This is a genomic window from Bradyrhizobium sp. BRP56, assembly GCF_020194035.1.
In the GTDB taxonomy this organism is placed as follows: Bacteria; Pseudomonadota; Alphaproteobacteria; order Rhizobiales; family Xanthobacteraceae; genus Bradyrhizobium; species Bradyrhizobium australafricanum.
Genome location: NZ_JADYVV010000029.1, coordinates 50,666 through 63,448, shown reverse-complemented (window position 1 = coordinate 63,448; position 12,783 = coordinate 50,666). Strand labels below are relative to the sequence as shown.

General features: G+C 64.5%; 11 protein-coding genes. 8 read left to right on the top strand and 3 right to left on the bottom strand.

The window, feature by feature from the left end:
* Positions 1–29 precede the first annotated feature (29 nt).
* The 3 genes from I6F38_RS21110 to I6F38_RS21100 all read left to right on the top strand — a co-directional run bounded on the left by I6F38_RS21110 (position 30) and on the right by I6F38_RS21100 (position 3,348).
* Positions 30–461, top strand: a complete 432-nt coding sequence (locus I6F38_RS21110) for a hypothetical protein (RefSeq protein WP_225161659.1) — start codon at positions 30–32, stop codon at positions 459–461.
* Positions 462–781: 320 nt separating this feature from the next.
* Complete coding sequence (locus I6F38_RS21105) at positions 782–2,362, top strand: alkaline phosphatase D family protein (protein WP_225161658.1); 1,581 nt, start codon at positions 782–784, stop codon at positions 2,360–2,362.
* A gap of 167 nt (positions 2,363–2,529) precedes the next feature.
* Positions 2,530–3,348, top strand: coding sequence for an aldo/keto reductase (locus I6F38_RS21100; RefSeq protein ID WP_225161657.1), 819 nt, complete (start codon positions 2,530–2,532; stop codon positions 3,346–3,348).
* 71 nt (positions 3,349–3,419) lie between these two features.
* On the opposite strand, the gene I6F38_RS21095 is transcribed toward I6F38_RS21100, so the two are convergent.
* Entirely contained in the window at positions 3,420–3,650 is a 231-nt protein-coding gene (locus I6F38_RS21095; protein ID WP_225161656.1) for a hypothetical protein, read from the bottom strand.
* A gap of 232 nt (positions 3,651–3,882) precedes the next feature.
* On the opposite strand from I6F38_RS21095, the gene I6F38_RS21090 reads away from it, so the two are divergent.
* A complete protein-coding gene (locus tag I6F38_RS21090; RefSeq protein ID WP_225161655.1) occupies positions 3,883–5,163 on the top strand; it encodes an amidohydrolase/deacetylase family metallohydrolase in 1,281 nt (426 codons plus the stop codon).
* A 116-nt stretch (positions 5,164–5,279) separates the two neighbouring features.
* Here I6F38_RS21090 and I6F38_RS21085 read toward each other — a convergent pair whose 3' ends face one another.
* Entirely contained in the window at positions 5,280–6,518 is a 1,239-nt protein-coding gene (locus tag I6F38_RS21085; protein WP_225161654.1) for a PLP-dependent aminotransferase family protein, read from the bottom strand.
* Between the two features lie 60 nt (positions 6,519–6,578).
* On the bottom strand, positions 6,579–7,058 hold the full coding sequence (locus tag I6F38_RS21080) for a DUF3124 domain-containing protein (RefSeq protein WP_176936953.1): 480 nt from the start codon (positions 7,056–7,058) through the stop codon (positions 6,579–6,581).
* A gap of 122 nt (positions 7,059–7,180) precedes the next feature.
* Between I6F38_RS21080 and I6F38_RS21075 the strand changes: the two genes are divergently transcribed.
* From I6F38_RS21075 to I6F38_RS21060, 4 genes are all read left to right on the top strand, one after another.
* Positions 7,181–8,914, top strand: a complete 1,734-nt coding sequence (locus I6F38_RS21075; RefSeq protein ID WP_225161653.1) for a cation:proton antiporter — start codon at positions 7,181–7,183, stop codon at positions 8,912–8,914.
* Between the two features lie 250 nt (positions 8,915–9,164).
* Positions 9,165–10,241: a 3,4-dihydroxy-2-butanone-4-phosphate synthase gene (gene ribB / locus I6F38_RS21070; protein ID WP_028334516.1), complete on the top strand. Its 1,077-nt coding sequence runs from the start codon at positions 9,165–9,167 to the stop codon at positions 10,239–10,241.
* Positions 10,242–10,433: 192 nt separating this feature from the next.
* Positions 10,434–11,648, top strand: coding sequence for an acyl-CoA dehydrogenase (locus tag I6F38_RS21065; RefSeq protein WP_028334515.1), 1,215 nt, complete (start codon positions 10,434–10,436; stop codon positions 11,646–11,648).
* A gap of 141 nt (positions 11,649–11,789) precedes the next feature.
* The gene (locus tag I6F38_RS21060; RefSeq protein ID WP_225161652.1) at positions 11,790–12,707 is read left to right on the top strand and encodes an MBL fold metallo-hydrolase; all 918 of its coding nucleotides are present in this window, start codon (positions 11,790–11,792) and stop codon (positions 12,705–12,707) included.
* The last annotated feature ends 76 nt before the right edge of the window (positions 12,708–12,783 follow it).

The window sequence follows — 12,783 nt, the reverse complement described above, 5'->3', positions numbered from 1 at the left end:
CTGTTCGAGTGATTTCAGGAGGCCGTTTGATGGTCCTGAAAAATGCTTTTGTTGCAACCGTTTGTACCGCGTGCCTGGCTTGGGGTGGCGTGGCGTTGGCTGACGAGTATCGCCCCAGCGAGTTCTTCAGCCTCGATCTTTCACGCGCAGTGTTGTCGCCGAAGCCGCTTGGCCCGCCGGCGCAGTTCGAGCCCGTTCCGGTCGAGGCGAAGACCGACCATGGCCCCGATCAGCATGCGAACGTCGAGCCGCAGGTCGAGGAGCCGAAAGTCGCGCCGAAGAAAGCCGTGCGGACCACCAGGGTGACCGCACCGCACGAGAAGAAGCGCGCGGAAGCGCGCGTGCCCGCCCGTGCCAAGCTCGCGCGCCGCCACTCGAACCCGCTCGATGCGGAAGCTCGCGACACCAGGATCCAGACCTGGCCGTGCCGCACCGGCGGCATCTGCAATTGGCATCGGTGAGGCGGCTCGGCGGTCTCACGCCGACTTGCGCGCGCGTTCGTACCAATATCAAATCCGTCATCCTGAGGAGGCCGCGAAGCGGCCGTCTCGAAGGATGAATCGGCCACGAACGGGGGCCGTTCATCCTTCGAGACGCGCGTTCCGCGCTCCTCAGGATGACGGATTTGGCTGAGTGCTTAGCACTCCAAACTTTTCCGATTTCCATCTCCCCCCGAGTCATCCCGCCGTCGCAAAACCGTCGGCGGAGAGTCAAGAAACCGTAAGGCCGGAGTCAAGGAGCGCAGGCAAAACCTTCGTTGCGATTCGACGAAGGTTATTCGATGCCGACTGCGAACTCCGCGAGGCGGCGTGGCCTCACCCGGCGCCAGCTTCTGGTGCGCTCGGCGTCGACCGCGGCGCTGGCGGGATTCGGCGTGCTGGCAAGACCGTATCTGAGCCGCGCCGCGGATCGGCCCGCGATTGCGGGCATCCAGTCCGGCGACGTGGCAAGCGATTCCGCTGTGATCTGGGCGCGCGCCGATCGCGCCGCGCGGATGCACATCGAATGCGCCGCGGTCGAAAGCTTCGCCAGCATCCTGCGCACCGCGTCCGCCGATGCGCTGCCCGAGCGCGACTTCACCGCCAAGCTGCTGCTCGACGGCCTGCCGCCGGGCCAGGACCTGTTCTATCGCGTGCGCTTCGAGGACCGCGACGGCACATCAGGCGAAAGCCGGGTCGGCCATTTCCGAACCGCGCCGGCCGACCGGCGTCCCGTCTCGTTCGTCTGGTCCGGCGACGTCGTCGGGCAGGGCTGGGGCATCGACCCCGCGCGCGGCGGCTTGCGCAGCTACCGCACCATGCTGGACGAGCGTCCGGACTTCTTCATCCATTCCGGCGATCACATCTACGCCGATTGCACGGTGCCGTCGGAGCAGAAACTCCCCAACGGTGAGCTCTGGCGCAACATCGTCACCGAGGAGAAATCCGCCGTCGCGCAAAGCCTCGATCAGTTTCGCGGCAACTACAAATACAATTGGCTCGACGAGAATTTCCGCGCCTTCCACGCCGAGGTGCCGATGTTTGCGCAGTGGGACGACCACGAGGTGGCCGACGACTGGTCACCGCTCGGCACCGCTGATGCGACCGGCTATGAGGCGGACGGCAGCTCGCGTCTGGTGGCGCGGGCACGCCGCGCCTTCCACGAATTCATGCCGATGTGGCTGACGCCGGAGCGCGATGGCCGCGTCTACCGCAAGATTCCCTACGGGCCGCTGCTCGACGTCTTCATCATCGACATGCGCTCGTACCGCGATTCCAGCTGGAACAAGCAGGGCGATCCGGAGCAGGCCTGCATCCTCGGCCAGAGCCAGCTCGCCTGGCTGAAGCGGGAGCTGGTGGCGTCGGATGCTGTGTGGAAGGTGATCGCGGCGGATCTGCCGATCGGCCTCGTCAGCCTCGATGCGGTCGCGCTCGGCGACGGCCCGCCTGCGCGGCGCGAGCACGAGATCGCCGATCTGTTGTCCTTCATGAAGCGCGCCGGGGTCCGCAACACGGTGTGGCTCACCGCCGACATGCACTACACAGCCGCGCATCACTATGATCCGAATCGCGCGGTGTTCCAGGAGTTCGAGCCGTTCTGGGAGTTCGTCTCCGGCCCGCTGCATGCCGGCACCTGGTCGCCGGGCGAGCTCGACAACACCTTTGGCCCGAAGGCGATGTACCAGAAGGGCTGTTCGGCCGAACAGGGCGACAATCTCGCGCCGTGCTTCGGGTTGCAATTCTTCGGCCGCGTCGACATCGACGGCAAGACCGGCGTGATGACGGTGACGCTGAAGGACGTCGACAACCACGACCTCTGGTCGGTCGATATCGAGCCGCGGCCGGACGCGCGGCCCGGCCAGATCATGGCGCAGCACATCTAGCGTCCTCTCTGATCCCGTCGCGACATCTTGATTGCCGGCGTCTTGCCCGAAGGGCCGGTTTGCGGGCAGACTATGTATCGGCAGTCCTGCCAATTTCATTCCCACGAAACGATTTGCTGGCGTGACGTCGTCGATGGCATCGGCGTCCCACGCGTCAGGAGCTATCCATGGAAAATCTGCAGACACAGGGCATCAGCCTGCCGCAGCTCGGGCTCGGCACCTTCCGCATGCAGGGCGATACCTGCCGCGCGGCGGTCGAGAGCGCGCTTGGGCTCGGCTATCGGCATATCGACACCGCCGAGATGTACGGCAATGAAGAGGCGATCGGGGCGGCGATCGCTGCCTCGAATGTCGCGCGCAAGGACCTGCACGTGACCACCAAGGTCTGGCACGAGAACCTGGCGCCGGATGCGATCCGAACAGCGTTCGACGCCAGCCTGAAGAAGCTGCGGCTCGATCACGTCGATCTCTATCTGGTGCACTGGCCGTCGCGGAGCATGAAGCTGCCTGCCGTCTTCGAGACGCTGATGAAGCTGAGGGAGGAAGGCCGCACCCGCGCGATCGGCGTCGCCAATTTCACCACCGCGCTGCTCAAGACCGTGGTCGAGGACATCAAGGCGCCGATCGCCTGCAACCAGATCGAATATCACGCGATGCTGGACCAGACGCCGGTGCGCAAATATCTCGCCGCGAAATCGATCCCGCTGGTGGCCTATTGTCCGCTCGCCCAGGGCCGCTTCGCCACCGACGAGACGCTGGCGAAAATCGGTAGCAAGCATGATGCGACCGCAGCACAGGTGGCGCTGAAATGGCTGCTCGATCAGGATGGCGTGGCGGCCATTCCGAAAGCCTCGCGCGCCGAAAGCCAAAAGGCCAATCTCGACGCACTGAAGGTCAAGCTCGACGACGAGGACCGCAAGGCGATTGCGGCGCTCCGCAAGGACATGCGCTGCGTCAATCCGGGGTTTGCGCCGGCGTGGGATTGAGGCCGCTGGCCCCGAGGAAGCAGAAAAGAAAAAATGGCTCCGTGAGGAGCCATTTTCCGTTGTGTCGGTCTTTAGTAGTGATGACGCTTGATGATCACCGTGCGGTCATGGCCGTGATGCCAGCCATGATGCCAACCGCGATGCCAGCCACGGTCATGGCGCATTTCGGCGCGTGCGCCCCAGCCGTGGTCCCAGTGATGATGACCGCCATGTCTGATCACGACCGTCTCGGCGCTCGCGATCGACGGAACGGCCACCGCAAGCGCACCAACCGCCGCGAGAACAAAGCCAATCTTTTTCATCTCATCCTCCTCAAATAAGCGAAGAGAAAACCGTACGGAGATTGAAACGTTCCGCAGGAATCAGAGGAGTTTTCTGAACGCTTGTTCAGCAACTGCCTCGAACGCTGCTGCCGTCGCGTGTTGGTGCGCACAACCGATGAGCGAGCGCACGGGCGGCTTTCCCGGCCTTGCCTAACCGCTGCGTCCGACGCATCATCGCGCCATAAAAATCAATGTTCGGGGGGACGTTGCCATGAGCGAATTTTCACGCCGGGATTTTTTGAAAGTGACGGGATCGGCCGCTGCCGCAGCCATCGCGAGGCCGGCCGCTGCGGCGATGGGGCCGGACGACAAGTTCGACCTCGTGATCAAGAACGGCGATGTCATCGATCCCAGCCAGTCGCTGCGCGGCAAGCGCGACATCGGCATCCGCTGGGGCATCATCGAGTCGATCGAAGACGAGATCCCAGCTGCTCGCGCCACCAGGGCCATCGACGCGTCGGGCAAGCTCGTGATGCCGGGCCTGGTCGATCTGCACTGCCACGTCTACCCGTACGGATCGGCGATCGGCATTCCCGCCGACGAACTGGTGCAATTCCAGGGCACGACGACGGTGGTCTCGGCGGGCGACGCCGGCGTCAACAACCTCGCGGCGCTGCGGCGCTTCATCGTGGCGCAATCGCGGGCGCGGATCTACGCCTTCGTCCATATCGCCAATAATGGCCTGTCGGCATTCCCGGTGGCCGAGCTCTACAACATCGACAACGCCCAGGTCGAAGCCTGCGCGATGGCGCTGGCCGAGAACCCCGACTTCCTGATCGGGGTCAAGGTGCGGATGTCGGAAAACGTCATCTTCAAGCATGGCCTCGAGCCGCTGAAGCGCGGCATTCAGGCCTGCGAGATGTGCGGCTGGCCGGCGCGGATGATGGTGCACATCGGCGGCGTCGAGACCAGGGAGCTGATGTCCGACATCCTCGATCTGCTGCGGCCGGGCGATATCCTGACCCATGCCTATTCCGGCGCGCCGAACATGTCCGGCGCTTTCACCAATATCGTCCAGGAGGGCAAGCTGTTGCCGGCGGCGCTCGCGGCCAAGCAGCGCGGCGTACTGTTCGACGTCGGCCATGGCGGCGGCAGCTTCGATTTCACGGTGGCCGAAGTCGCGATCCCCGCCGGCTGCCCGCCCGATACGATCTCCTCCGACATCCATGTCTTCTCGGGCAACTCGCCCGGCATCCCGTTCCTGCCGAACGTGATGAGCAAGTTCCTGGCGATGGGCTCGTCGCTGGATCAGGTGGTGGCGATGGCGACCTCGGTGCCGGCGCGGATCATCAACCGGACCCCGAAGGTCGGCACGCTGCAGCGTGGCGCCCCGGGCGACGTCGCGATCATGGATCTCGTCGAAGGCCCGGTCTCCTTCGTCGACACCCGCAACAACAAGCGCGACGGCAATCTGCTGCTGAAGCCGGTGCAGACCGTGGTCAACGGCGTGCCGTTCGGCCGGCCCTATCAGGCGCCGTTCTCGGTGAGGTGAGGGGCAGGTGGAAACATGGATTGCTTCGTCGCTTCGCTCCTCGCAATGACGTCGAGACGGGTTACCCCGTCATTGCGAGCAAAGCGAAGCAATCCATCTTCCGGCGAGCGAAACAGCTAGCCGCGCTTCTCCACATTGCTGCTGCGCGCCGGAACGCCGAACTCCTTGCGGCACACCTCGGCCAGCACGGCAACGCCCTCGCGGATCTGCTCGTGCGAGGGGCTGGCAAAGCAGAGGCGGAGCCGGCTGCCGGAATGGGCCTTGCTGGTCGACCATTCCGGTCCCGGATTGATCGAGACGCCGGCGGCAAGCGCCGCCTGATAAAGCTTCAACGTGTCGACATTGTCGGGCAGCTTGACCCAGAGGAAGATGCCGCCCTTCGGCGCCTCGAACTCGGCCGCAGTGCCGAACTGCTCGTTTAGCGCCTCCATCAGCGTATCGAGCTTGGCGCGCAGGCCCTTGGTCAGGCGCGGCACATGGGTCGAAAAATGCGGTGCGCAATATTCCGCGAGCACCATCTGCTCCAGTGCGCCGGAGCCGGCGTCGGTCTTCAGCGGCAGCATTCGCGACATGATCTCCCAGGGCGCGACGATGAAGCCGACCCGCAGCGCAGGCGCGATCGACTTCGAGAACGAGCCGATATGGATCACGCCGCCATGCTTGCTCATCGCATAGATCGCGGGCGGCCGTTCGCCGCTCCAGATCAGATCGGCATAGCAATCGTCCTCGAAGATCGGCACGCCGTATTCCTTTGACAGCTTCAGCATCTCGGCGCGGCGGCTCTCGGGAAGGATCGAGCCGGTCGGGTTCTGCACCGTCGGGATGGTGTAGATGTATTTCGGCGTGATGCCGCGCCGCTTGTGATCGGCGAGTGCTGCAGCCAGCGCATCGATCCTGATGCCTTCGCCATCGAGGGGAATGCCGACCGCATTGACGCCGAGCCGTGTCAGCCGGTTCAGTGAGCCCTGATAGGTTTCCTGCTCGATCAGCACGGTATCGCCCTTGGCGAGCAAGGTGTGATTGACCAGATCGAGCGCCTGCAGCGAGCCGGAGACGATCATGATCTCGTCCGAGGTGCAGGCAATCCCGGCGTCGCGCTTCAGCTTCTCGGTCAGAAACTGGCGCAGCGGCAGATAGCCCTGCGGCCCGTGCGCGAGATTGTAGGTCGCCAGATTCCTGCCCTCGCGCTTCAACACGGCGTTGACCGCCTCCAGCAGCCCGTCGACCGGGACCTGGTCGGGATCGTTGTTGCCGCCGACGAAGCTGTATTTGGCGAGCCCGGTCCAGCGTGCGGCCGGGGCAGGCAGGCCGGCCGGTAGTAGCGGTGCAAAGTCGAACTGGGCTGAGGTGGACATGGACGTTTCGCTCCGTGTTGTTATCGTTGAGAAGGCCGCGGCGAGCGGCCTTCCATGAGGTTAGTTCTTGCCGACCGGCCGGATCGGCCGGCCCTGGCTGATGAAGGCGTAGTGCCCTGCGCCGACACTGCCGACCATCAGGGCCTCGACCGCCGGTTCCGCGATCTCGCCGGCGGCCGCCCAATCGACCACGAAATTCGCGCCGGTGCCGCCGCGGGTATCGGTCGTGGCGATCGCGATCTCGACGGTCGCAAACGGTTTTAGCGCGACCGGCGATTTGAGGTAGCTCTCCACCATCTTGCCTGATGTGTCGAAATAGGCGATCCGCTTCAGCACCAGCGGCTTCGTCTCGGAGGCGTTGTGCACGCTGAGCGTCACCGAAAAATCGGCCCTGAGCTTGCCCTGGCTCATCGACACGCTGGAATACACCGGCACGTAGAATGCACCGGAGGCGGTGAGGCCCTCCGATGGCACCGTCGTCAACGAGTTCGCGAAATTTTGTTCAATACTTGCCGAGGATTGTGCTAGCGCCTCTGACATGCGCACGGTGAGCAGGCAGAGCAAAACTGCGAGAAAAATGCCACCTGCGCGGATGTGACACATTGCTCGGTTGATCCTCACGCCCGGCCCTCTAGGTTGCGGCAACAGGAAGTCTTTGACGCATGCATGAACTGATTCCCGATATCACGCTCTGTATCCTGTTTGCCTGGGGGATTGGGCTGCTCGCCCATTTCTCTCGGCAACCGCTGATACTGGCCTACCTTATCGCCGGCTTCTTCATTGGTCCATTCGGCATGGGCTGGGTCAAGTCCCAGGAATCGATCAGCGTCATCTCCGAGCTCGGCCTGATCTTCATGCTGTTCATGATCGGGCTGGAAATCGACCTCAAGAAGATCATCCGTGCCGGCAAGGTCATCCTGTTCGCGGGAGCCGGCGAGCTGATCGGCGGCTGCCTGATCGGCGTGGCGTTCTTTGCCGCTATCGGGCTTGCGGTCGGCGGCGGCAAGTTCGACGCGATCTATCTCTGCGTCGCCTGCGCGCTGTCCTCGACCGTGATCATCGTCAAGGTGCTCTACGAGAAGCGCGAACTGGATACGCTGCCGGGCCGCATCACGCTCGGCGTGCTGGTGCTGCAGGACATCTTCGCGATCCTGTTCCTGGCGGTGCAGCCGAGCCTCGACAATCTGCAGATCAGCGTCGTGCTGCTGTCGATTGCCCGCGTCGCGGTGCTGGTCGCGACCGCGCTGGTGCTGAGCCGCTACGTGCTGCCGCGGCTGTTCCACCAGATCGCGCGGCGGCCCGAGCTCGTGCTGCTCGGCGCGCTCGCCTGGTGCTTTCTGATCGGCGAGATCGCCGAGCGGCTGCATCTGTCGCGCGAGATGGGCTCGCTGGTCGCCGGCGTCTCGATCTCGACCTTTCCCTATGCGCTCGACGTCACCGCCAAGGTCACGACGCTGCGGGATTTCTTCATCACGCTGTTCTTTGTCGCGCTCGGCATGACGATCCCGATTCCGGGCCTCTCGGTGATCTGGCTTGCGCTCGTCATCGCGGCCTTCACGGTGGCGAGCCGCCTGATCACGACGTTCACGCCGCTCTATCTGATGAAGCAGGGCCTGCGTGCCAGCCTGCTGCCGGCGATCAACCTGGCGCAGATCTCCGAGTTCTCGCTGGTCGTGATCCAGACCGGCGTCGCCGCCAACCACATCGGAACCGAAACCGCGAGTGCGGCCTCGTTCGCCTTCGTCGTGCTGGCGGTGCTCTCGACCTTCGCGATGGGGCGCAGCGACCAGATCGTGCGCGGCCTGATCGGTCCGTTGAAGCGGATCGGGCTGCTCGACCTCGATCAGGAAGGCCAGGGCCGCGGCGAGGCCGGGCACGAGGGCGGACATGGCGAGATCCGGCGCATCGTTATCCTCGGCTTTTTCCGCGCGGCGAGCGCGCTGATCAGCCAGATCGAGCGGCAGAACCAGTCGCTGCTCGAGCAGATCAGCGTCATCGATTTCAACCCGCTGGTGTTCCGCACGCTGTCCGACCGCGGCATGCATGTGATCTATGGCGACATCAGCAATGTCGACACCCTGGTTCATGCCGGCATCGGCAAGGCCGAGATCATCATCCTGAGCGTGCCGGATTTCCTCTTGGTCGGCGCCGACAATGAGAAGCTGGTGCGCCACGTCCGCGCCCTCAATCCGACCGCGCGGATCGTTGCCACCGCGGACCTGTTGACCGGCGTCGACGACCTCTACAGCGCCGGCGCCGACTACGTGACGGTCACCCGGCTCAGCGACGCCGGCGAGCTCTATTCCGTGATCGAGGCGGCCGACGCCGGCCTGCTCGACGACAAGCGCACCGAGCTGGACGCCCAGCTCAGCGACCGGCGCGAGGTGCTGCCGTAGGCGAGCCGGTTTTGTAGCCCGGATGGAGCCAACGGGTCGCGCGAACGCGCGCCCGATGACAGGCTCCGCGAAATCCGGGGATCGTGCACGCGGAAATGTCCCGGATTGCGCTTCGCTCCATCCGGGCTACGGAAACCGCCGTCACCGCCCTGGTATCCCTGCCGGATGCATGGCGGGTTGCATAATGATACTGGCGCTGACATCGGAACCCGGCTAATCCACTGCCTGCATATAGCGAGATGTCAGGACAATGGCCGATACGATCCAGGAAGTGCTGCAAGCCTTTGCGAAGGGTGAACTCGTTGTCGTCACCGACGATGACGACCGGGAAGGCGAGGGCGATCTGATCGTCGCGGCGTCGTTCTGCACGGCGGAAAAGATGGCCTTCATCATCCGCCACACCTCCGGTATCGTCTGCGCGCCGATCACCACCGAGGACGCCCGCCGGCTGCGGCTCGACCCGATGGTGGCGCACAACGAGTCCAACCACACCACTGCCTTCACGGTCTCGATCGACTACAAGCCCGATGGCGGCACCGGCATCTCGGCCGAGGAGCGTGCCTCCTGCTGCCGCGCGCTCGCCAATCCCAACGCCGGCGCCAATGATTTCGCGCGTCCCGGCCACATCTTCCCGCTGATCGCGCGCGACGGCGGCGTGCTGCTGCGCTCCGGCCATACCGAGGCGGCGGTCGATCTGTGCCGGCTCTCCGGGCTGCCGCCGGTCGGCGTCATCAGCGAGCTGATGAACGACGATGGAACCGTGATGAAGGGCGAGCAGGTCGCGAAATTCGCCGCCGCCCACAAGCTCAAGCATGTCACGATCGCGGACATGATCGCCTATCGCCAGGCGCGCGAGAAGCTGATCGAGCGGGTCGCGACCTTCACCACCGAAAGCCCGATCGGCCCGCTGCAGGGCTACGCCTATCGCTCACCGTTCGACGAGATCATGCATGCGGCCTTCGTCTATAACGGCATCGGCGACGGCCGGGACGTGCTGACGCGGCTGCACAAGCCCAACATCGTGAAGGACTTGTTCACCGGGCCGGCGCGCATGGAAGCCGTGCTGCGGCATTTCAAGGATGCCGGCCGCGGCGTGCTGGTATATCTGCGCGATGGTGCCGCCGGTGTTCCGGTCGAGCCGGTCGGCGAGCAGAAGACGGCGGAGGCCGATCGCCACAGGCAGTGGCGCGAGGTCGGCGTCGGCGCACAGATCCTGCGTGATCTCGGCGTCACCTCGATCCGGCACCTGACTTCGTCGGTGCATGACTACAAGGGATTGTCAGGTTTCGGCATCGAGATCGTGTCGAACGAGAAGCTGGAGACCTAACGTCAGTCATTCCGGGGCGATGCACAGCATCGAACCCCTCAGGTGCGCGATTGCGCACCGAGAATTTTGAGATTCCGGGTTCGCGCTAGTGCGCGCCCCGGAATGACGGTGAGAGGATCACCAATTGCGCTTCGCAGCATAGCGCTTTAATTTATCCGCCAATTTCCGATAGACGATGCGAAAGGATGTTTCATGAGCGTGCGCCCCCAGGCCAAGGACAAGCCGGCTGCGGCCAGCTTCCAGTGGGATGATCCGTTCCTGCTCGACGACCAGCTCACCGAAGACGAGCGCCTGATCCGCGACACTGCGCGGGCCTATGCGCAGGACAAGCTGCTGCCGCGGGTCACCAAGGCCTATCTGGAAGAGAAAACCGATCGCGAGATCTTCAACGAAATGGGCGAGCTCGGCCTGATCGGCGTGACGCTGCCCGAGGAGTATGGCTGCGCCAATGCGAGTTACGTGGCCTATGGCCTCGTGGCGCGCGAGATCGAGCGCGTCGATAGCGGCTATCGCTCGATGAACTCGGTGCAGTCGTCGCTGGTGATGTATCCGATCTACGCCTATGGCGACGAAAACCAGCGCAAGAAATATCTGCCCAAGCTTGCGACCGGGGAATGGGTCGGCTGCTTCGGCCTGACCGAGCCGGACGCCGGTTCCGATCCCGGCGGCATGAAAACCCGCGCCGAGAAGGTCGCCGACGGCTACAAGCTCAACGGCGCCAAGATGTGGATCTCGAACGCGCCGATCGCCGACGTGTTCGTGGTGTGGGCCAAGTCGGCTGCGCACGACAACCAGATCCGCGGCTTCATCCTCGAGAAGGGCATGAAGGGCCTGTCGGCGCCGAAGGTCGGCGGCAAGCTCTCGCTGCGCGCCTCGATCACCGGCGAGATCGTGCTCGACAATGTGGTGGTGCCGGAAAGCGCGTTGCTGCCCAACGTCTCCGGCCTCAAGGGCCCGTTCGGCTGCCTCAATCGCGCCCGCTACGGCATCTCCTGGGGTGCGCTCGGCGCCGCCGAGGACTGCATGCACCGTGCGCGGCAATACACGCTCGACCGCAAGCAGTTTGGCCGGCCGCTCGCCGCCACCCAGCTGGTGCAGAAGAAGCTCGCCGACATGGAAACCGAGATCGCGCTCGGCCTGCAGGCCTCGTTGCGCGTCGGCCGCCTGATGGACGAGGGCAAGATGGCCCCTGAGATGATCTCGATCGTCAAGCGCAACAATTGCGGCAAGTCGCTCGACATCGCCCGTATGGCGCGCGACATGCACGGCGGCAACGGCATCCAGATCGAGTATCACGTGATGCGTCACGCCGCGAACCTCGAGACTGTCAACACCTATGAGGGCACGCACGATGTCCATGCGCTGATCCTCGGCCGCGCGATCACCGGCATCCAGGCGTTCTCGTAAGGAGCGCTCATCCAAACGCCGTCATGGCCGGGCTTGTCCCGGCCATCCACGTCTTGCGGCTCGCAAAGGAAGGCGTGGATGCCCGGGACAAGCCCGGGCATGACGAGGTCAAAGATAATTCGGACATCACGGACAGAAGCCATGGCCGACAACGACGACATCCCGTTCAACCGCGACTTTCCGCTGAAGCCCGGCGTGGTCGAACAGGTCCGCCCCGGCGTTCGCCGTGTCCTCTGCAACAATCCGAGCCCGTTCACCTTCACGGGCACGGTCAGCTACATCGTGGGTGAGGGGAAGGTCGCGATCATCGATCCCGGTCCCGACGACGAGGCGCATGCCAAGGCGCTGCTCGATGCGGTCAAGGGCGAGACCGTGACGCATATCCTGGTCACCCATACCCATCGGGATCATTCGCCGAACACGCCACGGATCAAGGCCGCGACCGGCGCGCCGGTTTATGCCGAGGGACCGCACCGCGCCTCGCGGCCGCGCTTCGAGAGCGAAAAGCACAATCCGGAATCCGGCGCCGACCGCGATTTCCGGCCCGATGTGCAGGTCAAGCACGGCGACGTCATCGAGGGCGCGGGCTTTGCGCTGGAGGCGATCGCCACCCCCGGCCACACCGCTAACCATCTGGCCTTCGCCTGGACGGAGCGCAGCATCAATTTCGTTGGCGACCATGTGATGGGCTGGTCGACCTCGATCGTGGCGCCGCCCGACGGCTCGATGATCGACTACATGGCCTCGCTGGAGCGGCTGGAGCAGCGGCCCGAGCAGCTGTATTTCTCCGGCCACGGCCCGGAGATTCCGGAGGGCCCGCGCTACGTCCGTTTCCTGGCGCGGCATCGCCGGGCGCGCGAGGCGTCGATCCTGCATCGTCTCGGCAAGGGCGAGGCCGACATTCCGACCATGGTGCGGGCGATCTATATCGGGCTCGATCCGCGGCTCGCCAATGCCGCCGGCTATTCGGTGCTGGCGCATCTGGAGGACCTCGTCGCACGCGGCGTCGTGGCGACGGACGGCGATCCGGTGATCGGCGGGACGTATCGGATGGCCTAGTTCGTCATTCCGGGATGGTGCGAAGCACCGGACCCGGAATCTCGAGATTCCGGGTTCATCGCTGCGCGATGCTCCG